This is a genomic window from Phaeocystidibacter marisrubri, assembly GCF_008933165.1.
GTDB classification, from domain to species: Bacteria; Bacteroidota; Bacteroidia; order Flavobacteriales; family Schleiferiaceae; genus Phaeocystidibacter; species Phaeocystidibacter marisrubri.
This window is the reverse complement of record NZ_WBVQ01000003.1, coordinates 163,911-182,872: the sequence shown is the minus strand read 5'-3', so window position 1 is coordinate 182,872 and position 18,962 is coordinate 163,911. Positions and strand designations below refer to the sequence as shown.

General features: G+C 44.3%; 15 protein-coding genes and 1 tRNA gene. 6 read left to right on the top strand and 10 right to left on the bottom strand.

The genetic code is table 11. From position 1 onward, the window contains the following. Nucleotides 1-15: 15 nt before the first annotated feature. Both F8C82_RS13920 and F8C82_RS13915 read right to left on the bottom strand, forming a co-directional pair. Nucleotides 16-561 carry a Crp/Fnr family transcriptional regulator gene (locus F8C82_RS13920; protein ID WP_151694228.1) on the bottom strand — a complete coding sequence of 182 codons (546 nt, stop codon included), beginning with the start codon at nucleotides 559-561 and terminating at the stop codon, nucleotides 16-18. Next, on the bottom strand, nucleotides 561-1,247 hold the full coding sequence (locus F8C82_RS13915; protein ID WP_151694227.1) for a hypothetical protein: 687 nt from the start codon (nucleotides 1,245-1,247) through the stop codon (nucleotides 561-563). Before F8C82_RS13915 ends, F8C82_RS13920 begins: the two co-directional genes overlap by 1 nt. Nucleotides 1,248-1,363: 116 nt before the next feature. Between F8C82_RS13915 and lepA the strand changes: the two genes are divergently transcribed. The 5 genes from lepA (at nucleotide 1,364) to F8C82_RS13890 (ending at nucleotide 7,206) form a co-directional block, all read left to right on the top strand. After that, nucleotides 1,364-3,160: a translation elongation factor 4 gene (lepA, locus tag F8C82_RS13910; protein ID WP_151694226.1), complete on the top strand. Its 1,797-nt coding sequence runs from the start codon at nucleotides 1,364-1,366 to the stop codon at nucleotides 3,158-3,160. A 351-nt stretch (nucleotides 3,161-3,511) separates the two neighbouring features. Continuing rightward, nucleotides 3,512-5,053, top strand: coding sequence for an acyl-CoA carboxylase subunit beta (locus F8C82_RS13905; RefSeq protein WP_151694225.1), 1,542 nt, complete (start codon nucleotides 3,512-3,514; stop codon nucleotides 5,051-5,053). A 60-nt stretch (nucleotides 5,054-5,113) separates the two neighbouring features. Beyond that, the gene (locus tag F8C82_RS13900) at nucleotides 5,114-6,079 is read left to right on the top strand and encodes a bile acid:sodium symporter family protein (RefSeq protein WP_151694224.1); all 966 of its coding nucleotides are present in this window, start codon (nucleotides 5,114-5,116) and stop codon (nucleotides 6,077-6,079) included. 5 nt (nucleotides 6,080-6,084) lie between these two features. After that, nucleotides 6,085-7,068, top strand: coding sequence for a 1-acyl-sn-glycerol-3-phosphate acyltransferase (locus F8C82_RS13895; RefSeq protein WP_170266280.1), 984 nt, complete (start codon nucleotides 6,085-6,087; stop codon nucleotides 7,066-7,068). Between the two features lie 67 nt (nucleotides 7,069-7,135). Further along, nucleotides 7,136-7,206 (top strand) — tRNA-Gln (locus tag F8C82_RS13890). A gap of 459 nt (nucleotides 7,207-7,665) precedes the next feature. Here the strand turns inward: F8C82_RS13890 and F8C82_RS13885 are convergent. Further along, nucleotides 7,666-9,843: a KAP family P-loop NTPase fold protein gene (locus F8C82_RS13885; RefSeq protein ID WP_151694222.1), complete on the bottom strand. Its 2,178-nt coding sequence runs from the start codon at nucleotides 9,841-9,843 to the stop codon at nucleotides 7,666-7,668. Nucleotides 9,844-10,159: 316 nt separating this feature from the next. Here F8C82_RS13885 and F8C82_RS13880 point away from each other — a divergent pair, with 316 nt between their 5' ends. Further along, the gene (locus F8C82_RS13880; protein ID WP_151694221.1) at nucleotides 10,160-10,927 is read left to right on the top strand and encodes a hypothetical protein; all 768 of its coding nucleotides are present in this window, start codon (nucleotides 10,160-10,162) and stop codon (nucleotides 10,925-10,927) included. Between the two features lie 105 nt (nucleotides 10,928-11,032). On the opposite strand, the gene F8C82_RS13875 is transcribed toward F8C82_RS13880, so the two are convergent. The 7 genes from F8C82_RS13875 to F8C82_RS13845 form a co-directional block, all read right to left on the bottom strand. Next, the gene (locus F8C82_RS13875) at nucleotides 11,033-12,400 is read right to left on the bottom strand and encodes an alpha-amylase family glycosyl hydrolase (RefSeq protein ID WP_151694220.1); all 1,368 of its coding nucleotides are present in this window, start codon (nucleotides 12,398-12,400) and stop codon (nucleotides 11,033-11,035) included. 46 nt (nucleotides 12,401-12,446) lie between these two features. Continuing rightward, entirely contained in the window at nucleotides 12,447-12,743 is a 297-nt protein-coding gene (locus tag F8C82_RS13870; RefSeq protein WP_223279603.1) for an S-adenosylmethionine decarboxylase family protein, read from the bottom strand. A 1-nt stretch (nucleotide 12,744) separates the two neighbouring features. After that, entirely contained in the window at nucleotides 12,745-14,286 is a 1,542-nt protein-coding gene (locus F8C82_RS13865) for a polyamine aminopropyltransferase (RefSeq protein WP_151694218.1), read from the bottom strand. 4 nt (nucleotides 14,287-14,290) lie between these two features. Then, complete coding sequence (locus F8C82_RS13860; protein ID WP_151694217.1) at nucleotides 14,291-15,181, bottom strand: DUF350 domain-containing protein; 891 nt, start codon at nucleotides 15,179-15,181, stop codon at nucleotides 14,291-14,293. 7 nt (nucleotides 15,182-15,188) lie between these two features. Beyond that, nucleotides 15,189-15,902, bottom strand: coding sequence for a hypothetical protein (locus F8C82_RS13855; protein WP_151694216.1), 714 nt, complete (start codon nucleotides 15,900-15,902; stop codon nucleotides 15,189-15,191). A 1-nt stretch (nucleotide 15,903) separates the two neighbouring features. Continuing rightward, nucleotides 15,904-16,434, bottom strand: a complete 531-nt coding sequence (locus F8C82_RS13850) for a DUF4178 domain-containing protein (RefSeq protein ID WP_151694215.1) — start codon at nucleotides 16,432-16,434, stop codon at nucleotides 15,904-15,906. A gap of 229 nt (nucleotides 16,435-16,663) precedes the next feature. Then, a complete protein-coding gene (locus F8C82_RS13845; protein ID WP_151694214.1) occupies nucleotides 16,664-18,961 on the bottom strand; it encodes a T9SS type A sorting domain-containing protein in 2,298 nt (765 codons plus the stop codon). Nucleotide 18,962 lies beyond the last annotated feature (1 nt).

Here is an 18,962-nt window from a genome sequence, read left to right as displayed (position 1 = left end):
TGGTCTTGATTGAAATCAAGATTTCATGACACGCGAAAGGGTTTCCGGAGTCATCCTCAAATACGATGCGATGTACTTCAATGGAACTTCCTGAAAGAGTTTAGGACTCCGCTTCAACACTCGTTCATAGCGTTCCTGAGGAGCTGGAATCAGCAGATCCACTTCGCGTTCCATTTGTTGAAAAACCAAATTGGAGAGCAAGGTATTCCATACATCGTGAAGTTGAGGCGATGATTTGATAAAGGATCGGTAGGCTTCCACTCTCCCCTTTCTAATAACCGAGCTCCGAAGTGCCTCAATGTAATACGTCGTGGGTTCCCCAGTAATGAAGCTATCGAGGGAAGTGATGAGTTCATCAGAATATGCTAAACGTGTGATGTACTCTTCATCACCATGCTCAAAGAAGATTTTGAACGCGCCACTTTCAATAAAATAGATGTGACGTTCCGTTTCACCCGGCTGTATCAAACGTTGTCCACGGCCTACATCAATAGGACTTCCCAAAACACCTTCGCGTTTCAGTAGCCCTACGAGATCTAAATCTTCTGGTAATTCAGCCATCACATTCTAACTCCTGTTATTCTCTCAAAGGTAAATGTATATGGAGAATGTTGGAAGCCGCCATCTGTTGAAAACCAAATCTTGCGATACGACTCATAAGCCTTATCATCAAAATACAAGTTAAAGGTTGCGGTCTCTCCAGGAGTAAGAACGCGGAGTCCAACTAAGTCGCTGTAGTATTCTACATTGGGATCGTAAACTCCAAAACGACCAGTAGTCAAGGCTTGAGGTGGGCCGAGACTACCCAACACAATGAAGATGGAAGAAATAGTGAGGGTCATCATACTCACGTTCCAATTGGACGCTCGCGATCGCGCTTGATCCAGTTCCCAAACATCGTTATTGTCCCAAGCGAGACTGTGTTCACTCCAGAGAACAGGTAATTCATCACTGTGTGTAATGGCGAAAAAATGAGGAGCAAGCATCTGATCCTCTTCTGTTCTATTGGTTACGGTTAAGCAGTAGGCTTCATATCTCGTAGTGGATTCACAAGCACTCATAGCCATGCTGAAAATGGGTGTAGAAACGATATTGACACCATTCCAGGAGGGGGAAATCAGTTGATATGAGGTGTCATTGGAGGTCGTTTCAGGCAAAGCTCGCCACGAAGAAGTGACTGTATTATTCACCGTATAACACGAGGTTAGACCAAAAACTAGGACAAGTAGAGAGAGAATTCTAGACATGGCGAAATGTTTTTCCATCCCGATACAACCATCATGCCGAACGGACTTTAAAAGACAGTAGTTTAGGGTGTTGAAAAACCGTACTTTTGCCGACCATAGTACGCTGAAGGAATACGATGAAGAACATTCGCAATTTTTGCATTATCGCTCATATTGACCATGGTAAGAGCACCTTGGCCGATAGAATGCTTGACCTGACTCAAACCGTGACAGCTCGTGAAGCACAAGCTCAGTTGTTGGACAACATGGACTTGGAGCGCGAGCGCGGGATCACTATTAAGAGTCACGCTATTCAAATGGACTACGTTTTGAATGGCAACCCCTACAAGTTCAACCTAATTGACACTCCGGGTCACGTTGACTTTAGCTACGAAGTATCAAGATCAATTGCCGCCTGTGAAGGTGCTCTTTTGATTGTTGATGCAACTCAGGGTATTCAAGCTCAAACGATTTCCAACCTCTACCTCGCGCTAGAACACGATTTGGAGATCATTCCTATCCTGAACAAAATCGACCTTCCTAGCTCTAACCCAGAAGAAGTAGGTGATCAAATCATCGACTTAATTGGTTGTGAGCGTGAAGATATCCTTCTTGCTTCTGCGAAAACAGGAGAAGGAGTAGACAAGATTCTCGAAGCAATTGTCGATCGAATTCCCGCTCCAGATGGAGACGATGACGCTCCTCTTCAAGCATTGATCTTCGACTCCGTATTCAACTCCTTTAGAGGAATTGAAGCCATTTTCCGTGTGAAGAATGGAACTATCAAGAAAGGTGACCGTGTGAAATTCATGAACACGGGGAAAGAATACGATGCCGACGAGATTGGTACGCTCAAATTGACCAAATTCCCTCAAAAGGAAATCAAGTCGGGCGACGTAGGCTACATCATTTCCGGGATTAAAGAAGCTAAAGAGGTGAAGGTAGGTGATACTATCACCACTAAGGCAAACCCTGCCTCCAGCGCCATCGAAGGTTTTGAAGAAGTAAAACCGATGGTTTTTGCCGGCATCTATCCCGTAGACACCGAAGAGTTTGAAGAACTTCGTGCTTCTCTAGAAAAACTTCAGTTGAACGATGCCTCCCTCACCTTTGAAGCAGAGACTTCTGCAGCCCTAGGTTTTGGTTTCCGTTGTGGTTTCTTGGGAATGCTTCACATGGAAATCATCCAGGAAAGACTGGAGCGCGAATTCAATATGACCGTGATAACTACGGTTCCAAACGTGTCGTACTACGCTTATACAAAGAAGGACAAGGAACAACGAATCATCGTAAACAACCCTTCTGACTACCCAGATCCAGCTATTCTCGACCGAATTGAGGAACCATACATCAAGGCACAAATCATTACAAAAAGTGACTTTGTTGGTGCAGTGATGACCTTGTGTATTGAAAAGCGTGGTGAAATTGTAGGTCAGACTTACCTAACTTCTGATCGTGTTGAACTCACGTTTGACATGCCTTTGGCAGAAATCGTCTTTGACTTCTACGATAGATTGAAGACCATTTCTAAGGGATATGCTTCATTTGATTACCATCCTGTTGGCTACCGTCAATCGGATTTGGTGAAAGTCGACATCCTTCTCAATTCAGAACCGATTGATGCCTTGAGCGCTTTGATCCACCGCGGCAAGTCGCAAGACATTGGACGAAAGCTCTGTATGAAACTGAGAGAACTCATCCCACGCCAACAGTTCGTCATAGCCATTCAAGCGGCAATCGGTGCTAAGATTGTGGCTCGCGAAACGCTTTCTGCCTTGAGAAAAGACGTTACAGCCAAGTGTTATGGTGGTGACATCTCGCGTAAGCGTAAGCTACTCGAAAAGCAAAAGGCAGGTAAGAAGAGAATGCGTCAACTTGGAAACGTGGAAATTCCGCAGCAAGCCTTTTTGGCCGTATTGAAACTGAATGACTAAACTCTGATCCTATACTTCAGAGATGAAACACAATAAAAGGCCTGGGATTCACCCGGGCCTTTTCTTTTCACGGCCACCCCTTTATCTCACATATTCACTCACGTCCCCATCTAACAAGAATTCAGGGATGGGAATAGGGTGTGCAGTGACAGCAGACTTCCTACGAGCTAACCCAATTACCCAAAAATTTGTGATTCAACAACTTGAAGAGCAGTATCGCTCCATATCACCGAGTGAATCGCAGCAAAAATCCTCCGCCCATTCACCTCCTATTTGACTGGACAAGATTCCCAAAAAACCCCTTCTCACCCTGCGCTTCAATGCTTATCTTGCGTTTCCAATTGCAATACCATGAGTGAGAAGTTTGATACATTAAAGGAAATCCGCGAAGAGTCACTCCAAGGCGGTGGTCCCAAGAGAGTACAATCACAACACGATAAAGGAAAGCTTACTGCTCGCGAGAGAATTCAACTTCTCCTTGACGACGGTTCTTTCGAAGAAATAGGTTCACTAGTGCTACATCGCTCCAATCTTTTTGGATTGGATAAAATGAAATTTTACGGTGATGGGGTAGTGACCGGATACGGAACCTTAAACGGACGATTAACCTACGTTTTTGCTCAAGATTTCACCGTTCTTGGTGGATCATTGGCAGAAGCTCACGCCGAAAAAATTTGCCGAATCATGGATCTCGCCATGGAGAATGGTGCACCAGTAATCGGATTGAATGATTCGGGTGGAGCTCGTATCCAAGAGGGTGTGGTTTCACTCGGTGGATATGCAGATATTTTCTACAGAAATACTCAAGCCTCTGGCGTTATTCCTCAACTCAGCGCCATTATGGGTCCTTGTGCCGGTGGCGCAGTTTATTCGCCAGCGTTAACCGACTTCATCATGATGGTGGAGAACACGAGCTACATGTTCGTAACTGGACCTAACGTGGTGAAAACTGTAACCCACGAAGAAGTAACGAGTGAAGAACTCGGAGGAGCTTCTGCTCACGCTTCTAAATCTGGAGTTACTCACCTCACCTACCCGAACGAAGTAGCCTGTATTGAAGGGATCAAAACCATGCTCTCCTACATGCCGCAGAACTGTGAGGAACAAGCTCCAGCTCTTGCCTATACTCCAGGCGACGAGAAGCGTCCGGCATTGAACAACATTGTTCCTGACAACAGCAACCAACCTTACGATATGCGTGAGGTAATCAGCGAGGTTGTGGACGAGGGTACCTTTGCTGAAATTCACAAAGACTTTGCTGAGAACATCGTAGTGGGATTCGCTCGCATTGGCGGAAGATCCATCGGGGTGGTTGCCAATCAACCTGCCTTCTTAGCAGGTGTACTCGACATCAAATCGTCTCAAAAAGGTGCTCGCTTTGTGCGTTTCTGCGACAGCTTCAACATTCCACTTTTGGTATTTGAAGATGTTCCAGGATTCCTTCCAGGTACCGATCAAGAATGGAACGCCATCATTACCAACGGCGCTAAACTACTGTACGCCTTTAGTGAAGCAACCGTTCCTCGCATCACGGTCATCACCCGTAAAGCATACGGAGGTGCATACGACGTGATGAACTCCAAGCACATTGGAGCGGATATGAACTATGCTTGCCCAAGTGCAGAAATCGCTGTAATGGGAGCTAAAGGTGCAGCCGAAATCATCTTTAAAAAGGAGATTTCTAGCGCAGATGATCCAGAGGCGAAGTTGGCAGAGAAAGAAGCCGAATACGCTGAAAACTTCGCTAATCCTTACAGAGCAGCCGCTCGCGGTTATGTAGATGAAGTGATCCTTCCAGAACAAACTCGCGAAAAACTCATCAAGGCATTTAAGATGCTTGAGAATAAAGCAGTTAAACTTCCACGCAAGAAACACGGCAACATTCCACTATAAGTAGAATTTGCTACCTATTCCATAAGTTCCGTTCTTAGTCCATTCTACTGAACGGAACTTATGGCTTCTTCCTTAACCGAACTCGATAGTTTAGAGCTCAACCTCAGCTCGGAAAACCTCACGCTGCTCAATATTATTCTCGGCATTGTGATGTTTGGTGTCGCTATCGGCATCGGTGCAAATGACTTCAAACAGGTCATCAGAAAACCCAAATCTATCGTCGTAGGCTTAGTAGGCCAACTCCTGCTCCTCCCCATTCTCACGACGATTCTCATTTACTTGTTCAACGACTTCATTTCTCCAGGCATTGCCATGGGAATGATACTCGTAGCCTCTTGCCCAGGCGGAAACATTTCGAACTTTATGGTTCACCTGGCCAAGGGAAACACTGCCTTAAGCGTGAGCATGACGGCCTTCAGCACCTTATTCGCCATTGTGCTCACCCCATTTAACTTCTATTTCTGGGGGAAAGTCTACACCGATTGGATAATGGGATCCGCAGAGAACCCCCTTTTGCAAAGTCTACAAATTGACGTCCTTGAAGTGGGTAAATCCGTCTTCTTGCTGCTAGGGCTTCCGTTACTATTAGGCATGCTATTCGCGAAATACTATCCCGTGGCCAAGGCTAAAATCGAAGACCCATTGCGAAAGTTTAGCATACTGGCCTTCATCGCGATCGTTGTCATTGCGTTTAGCAAAAATACCGGAGCCTTTCTGGAGCATATTTCGGCCATCTTCACCGTAGTTCTCATCCACAATGCCGTGGTAATCTCAGGAGGATGGATATGGTCAGGTATGAACCGTTTACCCTACTCCGACCGAAAATCCGTCTCCATCGAAATGGGTATACAAAACAGTGGACTCGGCCTTGTGCTGCTCCTCAATCCCAACATCTTTCCTGCACATTTACCCATCGGGGGAATGGCCGCTATAACGGCATGGTGGGGCATCTGGCATATTGTAGCAGGACTCATCTTGGCGTATTACTGGAGACGACGTCCGTCTACATTAACAGAATTAACATGACCCCCTTGGGAAAGCCCGCGTGGGCATACACCACTCTCTATCGCTATGTGCGGTGGATGTACATCAAACTGTACTGTAGAACCTACTCGGTTCACGGATTAGAGAATGTACCTCACAAAGGTTCCGTTCTATTCGTCACCACCCATCAAAACAACCTACCCGATGCGCTCTCATTGGGCTTTGCAACCGATCGTCGACCGGCCTTTGTAGCCAGAGCCGATCTCTTCAAGAATCCGAAAGTCGCCGTACTTCTCCGGTTCTTGAAAATTCTCCCCATGCACAGAGCCGACCACGGTAGAAAGGCCATTACTGATGAGCTCCCAGAAACCATGCACATGTTGCGCGACTATCTCGCTGCTGGCCAATCGTGCACCATTATGGCCGAGGGAAGTAGCGCGCCTCTCCGCTCACTACGTCCGTTAAAGAAGGGATGGGCACGCTTAGTGCTCGATGCTCAGTCCATAGGCATCCAACCCGCCGTAATCCCCGTGGTTATGGAGTACTCCGATTGGCAGGACTGGGGACCTGATGTACGAGTTGTATTTGGCAAACCCCTGAATTTAGAGGTAGATGGAGATACCATGGCCGTCCGACTCAACCACATGAACCGAATTGCATTTGATGCCATATCCTCTTTGATTGCCTCCGATGAAGAGATTCAATCGTGGTCGAATGCTATCTCGCGAAAAAGAAAGTGGAAGGATCTAATGTGGAAAATCGCAGGCACTCCCTTCTATATCGGGTTCTCTGTCATCAACGCTCCGGTGTTCTGGTTGACGAAACATCGCGTTGCCAAGCATCACCGGGTTGACTTCAAATCCACCCTTCAAGTGGGCTTTATTGGATTAGGCACCCCCCTTTGGTTGATGCTTCTCCACCTAATAGCCACATTCTTCACAACGCCTGTAAACATCGCATTTTCAGCACTTATCACTCCTATCATTGCCTACATCGCTGCACGAACTCACATCGCTTGGAAAAAATCCTAAAAATTCCTCCCAAAAATTCTTTTAGGTAAAAACAGATTTACCTTATATTTGCCGTCCCAAATGAGGATGCCCGATCGTCTAATGGCAGGACAGCGGTTTTTGGTACCGTCAGTCTAGGTTCGAGTCCTAGTCGGGCAACAAAGAAGAAAAAACCCTGATTATCGAAATGATAGTCAGGGTTTTTCATTTCAGAACAGTTTTCATCATGTCATATTTGTGTCAAATATTTGAATCAACTTGACACAATCATAACTACGATATCACTAAATCAGGTTAGAAAAATAAAACTCCCTAGTACTTGAATAAGGAACTACATCCACTACTTCATCATATTCAGTATTCATACTTATAAGTCTTTCATTAATCTTCTCCGCTATCTCATCAGAAGCAACTCCGCACTGCACCATAATCCTTTTACCTTTCTCACCGGCAAATCGAGCAAATTCGTTTAGAAGGTGATTATCCACTTCTCAATTAAAAGCAGGGAATGAATATTCAATTATCACAAGCTCACCGGCTTCATTTCATGGGATAGAAATTAATACACAATCCCCATTGTCATACCTACCTCTTAAACAACTAAACTGTTTAACCCCCTCAGCTTTCTTCATACCCGAGTAACAAATCTGCGTCATACTTTTTAGCATGCCAATGCAGAAATTGTAGAATTGCATTCTCCTTAGTTTGGACGTTCTCCCAGCCATCCCATTTCACATTGTCAAGGTTAGAATCATATTTGGCAGCTAATATTGCTTTCACTATTATCCGCCCATCAACGTATGACGTTAAATGAATATAACTCTCCTGAGAAAAATCAGATTTGTAAGGCTCTGGGCTTCGACCACCAATAGCTATTGGTGCAAATGCCAAAATGAGGTCTCCAACACGCTTAGGGTTATCCTTAATAAATGAGGTAACATGTTTCAAAAGCCCTTCGGGGTCTACCCGATACCAATTGCGAAAAAGAAACCCCAATTCATTACCATCATGTTTTTCGAAAATGGCATTTGAATCTAGACTCCCTTGTGCTCTTTTCAATAAAACATCTCCCAATCTATCATATTCTTCCTTCGTGAACAATTGATTACCCGATTCATATTTTGCCCTTAATTCATTGTTCAGAGCGTACGCGTATCCAAAAGGATTTGCTTCATTCATCATCCGAACAGCTATTGAAAAGACATCAACACCAAGTGATTGCAATTTCCGCATTGAATTACTGATGAAAGCAGCCAATCTTGATCGACCTAGCATAATAGGCCCATGTTGAGCTAGACCTTCTGAATTATCCCTTTTAATGAAGGCATAAATAATTCTCTCAAGCTCATTAGACTTGATCTCTCTTTCCTCTAACCTATCAATTACTTCTGAAAGAGACGATTTCGCAATTAACTTATCAAGTTCAACTTTCAATTCTGCCATATTAAAAGCTTCCAAAGCAGAGAGCATATGACTAAGCTCCACTTCAGAAATTTGCTTCTCACCTATTGCAAACGAAAAATATCTCATTATATAATCTCTGTTCACTATACCTCTAGGCTTGACATACTCATTAACTTCTCCATGCAGGAATGGGAGATTTCTATGAGGTTTTTCAACCCAAGGAAATAGAGAATAAAGTGCGTTGCAAACAATGATACAGTCCGGCTCGCTAATTTTTGCCAATAGAGACTCAATAGCGGAATTTATATTATCACGAAACTCTTTCTCCGGAGAATTCTCCCCTGAAATAAACAAAGGCTCCGTTAGAAGATTTGCATTACTCCAAATCCAAGAGTAAACTTCAAACTGCTGCACTTTCAAAGCTTCCAGAAGGCAAAGGTCAAGCACATTCAATTCCTCTGGCATTAGCCGAATTGAGAATCCAATTGCATTCGAAACTCGTACTACATCTCTTGGTGTCTCAACCAAAGGCAAGAGTATCTCCGTAGCTAGTCTGTCAAAGTTTCGATACTCCTCCTCTGTAAAAACAACACCTGAGTCCTTGATAGTGGCTGTAAGTTGCTCTAAAAAAAATGCTGATAATTGAAATTCTTGAATAGAGGGGATAATCAATGGAACTTGAATAATCTTATCAAGAAACTCATTCCCAACCTTGATGTTTGAATCACCATAATCTTCAGAAATAGCATTAGCTACCACCTCCTTATCAAATGATAGGAGATATGTAGTATTTTCAAAGTCAGCGTTCATTCGCACCAGCTTGAAAAGTTGTTTTAGCTCCTCTTTGTTGAGCCTGTCGATGTCATCAGTTATGATAACAACTTGTTTATTCGAGGCTTTAATAAGTTCATTAACCTTATCCTTTTGGAGTATAATATTTTGACTCTTAGAGTTGCCAAATAATTTCGATGCATCAATCGTGACTCCTAAAACACTAAAAGCCTGTGTTACTCCTCCATAATCCTTCGTGAAATTTGAAATTCTCACTCCCCACTTCTTGAATAATTTCTTGTATCTAGTCTTATCCTTATTAATATCATTAGAGATGGCTTGCTTTAATGAGGCTAAAAAACCTAACGTTAAAGAATCTGCATCTTTAAACATCCAAGGATTATACTCTACAAGAATTACATTCTCATCATCCATGGTTAGTCGCTCTTTAACTATCCTAAGTAGTGAAGTTTTCCCATACCCCCAGACTCCATATAAGCCTATAGTCATTGGACTGGATGAGGAACGATTTAAAATTGAATCAGCAAGATTATATGCAAAAAGTTTCCTCTCAAATTTATCTTCCGTGGATTGAGAGATTGGAGCATCAGGATTATTCATTCTTTAGAGAAGTAATAGATTGACTTGAAACTACAAAATCTTTATCTGCAACAATCCTGCATCGAGTAAAACGTGACACTTTTAGGTTTTAACTTTTCCTATTTCGCCCAACTACATAGACAAACGCTAGGGAAAGCCCGTTGAATTGATGTCCTCCCTTAAATTAGACCAGTCAAAATTGGAAAATTCGAGGTGTTTAAGGTATTCATCCTTAGAAAGAGGGGATTGAATGATGCCGCCAACTATCTCCATTCCTTAATCTGATAAAAAGGAGTGAGGCGGGGATTTCTCTACCTTTACCCAAACCATCTTTCTCATGAAAATTTGGGCATTCGCACTTCTCTCTCTTCTTTTAGGATCCTGCTCTTCCAGCGAAGAATCTGATGTAGAGGTGACGGAAGAGTCGATTGATACAGTAGACGGCTCGATGCACCCGACACTTACATCCACCGAACCACATGGATTGCAAAGCGGGTTCTGGGTAAATGTGAAATATGTCAGGAACCTCCGCTCGTCGAAATCCCCGAAAAGAGCACAGCAAAGCGTTGACTTCTCTGGTATTCAAGTGTCGGAGGAAGGAGAGCCCTCTATGATGATCTGGAATTTTCATGAGGGTACACCAACGTATGTCAAAACCTATGATGGAGAATTGGGATTCTTCAATTCATCCACGAATTCAAAGCCGGAATACCGCGCTTCGATGCAGAAGGACACACTGATCATCGGCTCCGAAAAATTCACGCTACTCGAAAGTGCACACGAGTTTCAAATTGTAGAAAAAATCTTGTTTGAAGGAGAGTACAAGAACCATGGTCGACGTGTTACCCTTTCCGCCAACGGCGAGATTAAAGGCTTGGATAGCCTCACACATTATAGTCCGCTTATAGACTACTACGACGTTGGACTGGATGTGGACATGATGGAACTTGGCACCTCTCGCTCTCTTCCTAAACGCTTCGGTTTCGTTTTCGCGAATGACACCCTAAATATCTATTCCCTAAAATGTCTTGCGCTTGAAAATGGCGATTGCATGGAACAGGCATTGGACACTCTATTTCTTCAACTGATCCGAGTAGAGAACTAATTCACTCTTCCTTACATTCTTCGTCGGAAATAGGTCATTTGATTCAAAGCACCTTACACGCAATAGACATTGGCGCTTTCGTCAGCGTGATCGCTAAGGAATCGCTTATCTCGACAGCACGTAATAGCGATAAGGTTCCAGAATAAGCTGCAATCCAAAATCGTACTTCACTTGATCTCTTTCGTCGTACCAATCATCTCCAACAACAACACTTGAAGGCATATCATACAAGACCGTGGTATTGCGAACATTGACAATGATGAGCAGTTCTTTGCCATTCAAGGATTTCACATAACACAGAACATCATCATCTGAGTAATCTGTATTTACGCCTGTTCTGGCAATTTTATTCTTTGAGTAGAAAGACAAAAGAGACTCGTATTCCGCGAGCATATCTCCATTCTTGCTCCAATCAATTTGAGTGTTGGAAAAGAATGGAATGGTCCCTGTCACTCCTACTTCTTGAGAGCCATAGATCAAAGGGACTCCACCGGTGAAAATGGTAGCAACAGATGCCGCCAGTGCACCTTTCTTTCCGTTGAAAATTTGCATAGGCGTAGCATCCCATGCTGACTCATCGTGGTTAGTGGTAAATCTTACCCAGTGTTTTCCCGCGGGAGCATTGTTATACTCTTGAATATGCGTGTTGCGCATCAACGAAGTTGCCTGACCATTCCATACATTCTTGATGGCTCCATAGTAGTTCCATCCAAAAGCCATATCAAATCCAGCTGCAAAATGATCGGCTCTATTCCCTTCAGCAAAAAACAAGAGTTCTCTGCCTGGAATATTTCTCAAGCTATCGATTGCACTTACCCAGAAATCATAGGGTACACCATCGGCATAATCACATCTGAATCCATCCACATTGGCCTCTTCCACCCAATACTTCATTGATTCGATCATGGCAGCACGCATGTCCATATTGTCGAAATTCAAATCAGCCACATCTTGCCAATTTGTACCTGGAGGATGAATAATATTGCCATTGCCGTCCTGCGTATACCAACCTGGATTTTCTTCTATCCAAGGATGATCCCATGCCGTGTGGTTGGCAACCCAGTCAAGCATCACCGCCATTCCTCTATCGTGCGCCATACTGGTAAACTCTCTCAGTTTTCTCAAGTTGCCATACTCAGAGGCCACCTGGATATAATTCCGAATGCAGTACGGAGAGTTCACTGAATTCACTTGTCCAACTGGGTAAATCGGCATGAGCCAAATGACGTTTACTCCCATATCTTCCAATTCATCCAAACGATACATCACGCCTTGTAAATCGCCGTTCTCACTGTACGCACGAAGGTTCACTTCATACATTACAACATCTTCGGTAGCGGGCATTTGCGTGAATGGGTCGGTGTAACTGGAACCGGATGTGCTGGAATTGACATCCTTCTTACAGCTCCATGAAATGAAAAGAAAGGTAAGAAGGGCAAGGCCTTTTAGAGAGAGGATGGTCGTTGTCTTCATCCTATAAAAATAGAGGATTCTGACAAAAGTGTACTATTTACTCTATCTATCGAACTTCCTTTATTCCAAGAGGAGAAATTATCTCAGCAAATAAGGCATTCTTTGTCTTATTACAACTGCTGAGTTCTATATATGCTTTGGCTTCCTCTGGAAAGGTATGAACCGCCAAATGACTTTCACTTAACAGCCAAATTGCCGTATAGCCTTGCGGTTCAAAGTGGTGTTCCATGAAATTTAACACCTCAAATCCCGCACGGTACAAAGTGAAATCTAGCAAGTCTCGCAATCGATTTCCGTCGACTTCCCCTACCCACACATTGTATGAATATATAGCTGCCTTCATATCAATAGGTATCCCATCTTCCATTTAAATAGTAGTGGTACAGCACGGGGTCGTGTACGTGATTGGGTTGAATGGAATCGATCTTCTGCTCAAAGTAATTCTGACCAAATGACGTAATCAAACTCACCGCTTCGCCATTCATAAATTCCAATGGAAGCTCCTCCCAATCTCCGGCCTTCACACGTTGGATGAGCTCGTTTTTCGAAGTTGAATCTGCGCTTCCGATAACCCACCCCCACTCTCCCATGGTAAGGATATTATTGTGGATGGGCAAGGTGGAAAATCCAGCCTTCTGAAGGGTGAGATCGATACACCTGAAGCTGCTCGGCGCAAAATAGGGACTCCCCGCTTGGGTGATGAGTACACCACCAGGACGAAGTTGACGCTTGCAAATGGAGTAGAACTCATAGCTGTACATCCGACTTAACTCTACCGTTCTAGGATCGGGCAAGTCGAGGATAATAACATCGTATAAGGCACGTGAAGTATCCATGTAATGATAGGCATCATCGTTGTAGATATGCACTTTGGGCGAATAAAAAGACGAATCATTTTGTCGGACCAGAACATCATGCGTCTTGGCCAGCTCCACCATAGCAGGATCTAAATCGACCAGCGTAATGGACTCAATGGATTCGTACTTCAACAATTCGCGAACCGCGCATCCATCGCCTCCTCCCAAAATAGCCACATGGGTAGGGTGCGGATGCAGTTGCATGACAGGGTGAACCAAAACCTCGTGGTAAAGCGGTTCATCCATCGTTGAGAACTGTAGGTTCTGATTCAAATACAACCAAAAATCATTCTTCCACTGAGTGATGACTATTTTCTGATACGGACTTTGATCTTGATAGATAATCTTGTCGGAATAATTCTTTTGTTCTCCGTACTGAATCACATGATCTGCAAAAGCGAATGACGCTGAGATGAACGCCACGAGCACAAAGGCTAGAGCATTCCACCCCATCTTCCCCCATTTACCAAATGCTGGAAAAACATTGAGTAAAGCGATGCCTACTAGTAGGTTCACTAATCCAAGCGCGATGGGTGTGTAGGCCAATCCGAGATAGGGCAAACCGATAAAAACAAAAAACACGCCGCCCACCAAACTCCCATAATAGTCCTTTTCCAGAATATTCGACACGTTGACCTGAAGTACTTCAAATTGATCATTAAGTCGAATAGCCAAGGGGAGTTCCATTCCGATGAGGCACCCTGTTAGTGCAGAAATGGAATAGATCAATAACCCTGTAAAATCTGAATAAGCGGCAAAGGCATAGGTGAGCAGTGCCGATAGCGAAACGATAATGGAGAGTAAAAACTCTGTCCCTACCAACCATGCAAAGACGTTCTTTTCAATCTGACGGGTGATTCGAGCGCCAATCCCCATGAAAAAGAGCATAAGAGAAATGACCAATGCCCATTGCACGATGGAATCCCCCAAGAAATAGCTCGCCAATGTAGCAAGCACGTACTCAGAAACGATTCCAGAGAAGCCCGTTGCAAAGAGGGCTGCCTTGAGTAATGTCGACTTGGCGTTCATCAAATTATACAACCAATAGAGTAATCGCTGCACCGCCCACGTAAGCAAAAGCTTCAATGATGCCTACACCCACATTGGGCTTTTCTTGATTCACCAACTCATCCGTGATTTTAGCACCCGGAAGCAAGATCACATCGGTTATCCAACGAATAAGTGGAAGTGCGATCAACCCAATACCGACCTCTATTCCCAGCCAAGTAAAATGGTCTGCCCAACTCACAAAATCACCACTAATTCCACTACCAATCAACAAACCTACTGCGATTAACACTCCGGCATAAGAAACTCCTACCGCTGCATTATCCTTCTCTATTTCATCGTGTATGTTAAAAGGAACGATGAGATTGTAGAAATGAGTAAACCCGAATAGGAGGATTTGACCTACCATCCAGAAAACAACAGCAGTAATCAATCCCGACAACCAATATCCACTGGAGTGTTCCGGGAAAAAATCTACACCACTTCCTGAAACGGCTCCAAATACAATGAGCGCAGAAGCGATGTAATTGCCCGCTTCAATGGCACCCATTCCCGCATTTTGATCGCGGAAAATCTCATCGCGGATAGAGAAGTTTCGCAAGATGATTTTGTCATTCAGCATGGCCGAAAGATTCAACAATAAAATGGCGATGGATCCATAGAAAAAGAGGGCAAGCATGTCTTGAGTCCAACCATGAGATGGCCCAACAATGGCACTCGCAATCACGATGATCACCGCCACGAAATACCCCACAATAGCCAAGGCAAAGGCGAGGTTATCATGTTCTGTAAGTTCTTGTCGAATGTTCAGGTTTTTGCGAAAGCTGGTCAACATGTACTTGGCAAACCATATCAGAGCTATAGCCCCTACTGCGTATCCAAGTCCCACTTTGATATCGGTCATATATTCTTCCATCCTGTTTCTATTTACCGAATCCACCTGATCGAGAGCGCGTAGAAGAACGCGTGTATCTCGTCGCTGATCGTTTAACTTGGCTTCTCACATTGTTCTTAAACTGAGGAGATCTTCCCCCCCATGTGGTCGACTTCCCTTGCTGGGTACTTGTATACGCACTGGTTCCATATTTACCAGACTGGCCGTAGTAATCGCGATTGTGCGCTCGGTAGCTGGAGCTATATGTATTGTAGGAATTGTAATCGGGACGATAGTACGAGTTGCGATACCGCGATCCCAACCAAGAATATCGAGAGAAGAAAATCCAATAACCGCCGTGCCAACGACCGTAGTGCGGATTCCCCACGTGATTGGAATACCCAGGAGGAGCGATATTCTGCTCAACTTTACCATTCACACAGGACGCCACTTCCATCCCCATAGCATTCTGACACCTTTGAAAATACGGTGGTGAAACCTCCATCCAATCTGTGTGCTCTTCCCGGAAAGTAGAGTCTGGGTCCATCAAGATCACATCGTATTTATGGTAATACTTGTCATCTCTAAAGTCCATATCCGCCAGCAAAATGGAGTAATTCTTATCGGCTGCATGATTGCGAATCACCACGTTCACCCCATCTTCAATCTTCCTCTTCGAGCTGCACTGTGCAACCCCTACACCTAGCAAAACAATGAGTAGCACTGCACCTATCGCGCGCAACTTTGCATTTCCTTCGCTCATATCATTGACTAATTCTAGTGATTTCTATCGTCCCCAATTTGTGTCCCTCAAACATTTCGAACTCGTCCTCATCGTATTGCTCTACGCTAAATACATGACTTCTATTCGCGATGTCCTCGTAATCGTAATTAATCAATTCTTCTGCCTCGTCCGAATCCCATTCTGACACGTATCCAGGAGCGGTCTCAACCAATTCAAAGGTGCACCCATTGTGGTCGAATCGCTTAGGCAATGCACTATCTGTAGCATAGGCTTCTACAAATTGACGGTGCAAATCCTCGTTCACTATAGGAGTGGTCTTTACCATTCGGATCCAATCATACTCCTCTACACTGAGCGCAAACGACTCTTCTCCACAAACAACTTTATGATCAAATGAAAAGTCATCATCTCCCCAGTCGTAGCGGTAAGACTCTGCTACTTTCCAAGATTTGGAATGATAGTTAAACGTAGACCCCGGTTGTAAATCCAGCGCGGAGAGAACAGTGTTGCGCTTTTCGGAATCGCGTTTTTTAAATAAGCTAAATGCCATAGTGATTTCCTGAGTGAGATTTCAAATGTATCGAATCTGTAAAAGAAAGAGAGTCGGGATCAGATATTCCTTGAATCGCCAACTACTGGAAAAGAAAAAACCCCACTGTCCGAAGTCAATGGGGTCTTCCGTTGAAAAAATGGTCGTTGATTTATAACAATGTCTGCACTTTCACTCCACTTACCAACACCCAATGAGCGGGATGTCTGTCTGGCTGATTTGTCGACAATTATCTTTGCACTTGGATTTTCTGACTACTCACTCGACCGTCTTCTACCACTTGGATCACATAAACTCCTGAGGGAAGATCCTCAACTGAAATCGTCTGATCTCCAGTCAATATTCCTTCAGAAACTGCAGCTCCTGTAATAGAATACAAGGTGTACTCTGCTCCTTCACCTACTCCTTCAAGAGTTAGTTGAGATTGAGCAGGTTGAGGGTAAATCACAAACTCTTCTCCCTCCCATTCGCTCACTCCTACTCCCGTTCCTCCTTTGATAAAGAAGGGAACGATATCGTTGTACAACGGAGATCCATTCAAGCTTCCATTCACCGCCGTCACAAAATAATAGCCATTGGCATACGGCAGGGTGCGGTTTTGCATCAATGGTATTTGGATGGAATCCCCTGTGAAGTGCAATATGAAGTGAGCGACAAGGGTAAACGATTCGTTGCTCGGCAATTCAAAGAGCATGGAATGTCCGCCGTACATCACACCCGGAATGGTATCTACATACCCCGCATCTCCTCGAACTTCTAAGTCAACACCTGCATTGGCACCGTAAAGCTGGACACCTGGAATGATGAATTGTCGCGCAAAGATGTACTTGGTGTCGCTTCCAATACGCAAACTCATATCGTAGGTATCTGCGGAATCAAAAATGACATATTCATCCCACCCCCTATTTTTGCTGAGCATATAGAAGCTCTGGAGTGTATCCTGTCCTAAGGTTACTTGAGACGATGTCTCGAAGCAATTTAACTTCTGACCCACAATGTGGTACATTCCCGTTGCCTGGGTATTCAGAACAGTATCGTTGAAAGAAACGGGTACATATCCATAGTGAAAAGCGTGATTTTCATAGCGCTCCGGATTGGTGATCTCAATGGAAGTAGCTGATGCCGTTGAAGCGATCGGAGCTCCAGATCCTACAACATCTACATAGTACTCTCCCGCTACAATACCATCAACTGTAATGGTGTAGAGGGTTGAACTTGATGGTGAGGCATCTGTAACAGGTGACGATGGAGAGGATAAGCCGGTAGTTGGCGTCCACGAATAAACGGCACCCCCTCTTGGCGAGGCCATCGCCACCGACTTCCCAGTACAAGTAGCTAGGGAATCTGTCTTCAGAGTAAAACCCGGAATTGTAACTTCTATAGGAATAACTGTTTGTCCCGGCTGATCACAGTAGTCGTCTACGAACTGAACATTGAAATTGTAAATTCCCGGACTCATCCCCGCTGGAACTTCCCATAAAAATTCAACATTATTACTGTAGCTGCTGCTCAGTGAACTTTGAGGGTATTGAGGGAAGAAGGAAACGCCATTGGTACCAGGATTCAGGTCACCTTTCATACTTGCCGTAATGGTTTGAGGCTGAAAATTTGAGTCTAGATCTGTATCGATACTCAAAAAACGCAGGTGTAAACTGTCTCCCGGCTGAGCTGTAGTTGAATATCCGGTAGTATTGATCGATTGCCAGTTTCCACTCAATACAAGGGTCGTATCGTCTGGGCTGTTGTTGGTAACCGAAGCCAGTGGGGTAACGCTCAAAATGGTTTCAAGCTTGATCTCTGCGGTTTTCAACCCACCTGGCAAGAACTGGTCTGATTGTAGCGAGATGGCATAAAGACCCGTTGTCGTTGTATTCCCCTTAAAGAGTCCCGCTTGATCTAGCATTTCAGCAGATGAAACCTGATTTGTAGCGCTGAATCCCGAGTTGTAGGTAGCATAGCTAAACGTGCTGCCAAACACACCCACGACAGGCGTGGATTTCACGAAATGTGTGCTGTCGGCTTGAGGTGTACTCACTCTCAAGTGAATCTCATCGCTCTGACTGGAATTTTGCATTTCAACCAAGTCGAAACGAGCACTGGAATGATTCACGCCCGTATTGTAAAACCTACTAGTAACCACGATTCCAACGTCACTCGTATTCATCATGGTTGTAGATCTACAACACTCTTCATAATAGATATCGTCAAAAGTTGCTGACCCTAGAGAGAAGCTAATGGTATCACTCATAAAGTGTTGCACCTGCAATGTGCTGTTGGAACATGCACAATTCGACCACATTTGATACGTGTTTTGCAGTCTCACAGAAATGCTCACTCCAGACACGCGCGCTTTAAGCGTTCTATGCATGGGAGGGAATCCCATATTACACTGTTCAATCCTATCCAAATAAAACACATACTTCCCGTTTCCTACTGCATCCCAATAGATCTGCCCACCGACATAGTGGTTGGCAAGGGCTGACAAACTGAACAGAAGTGAAAATGTGGCGAGTACTAATTTCTTCATC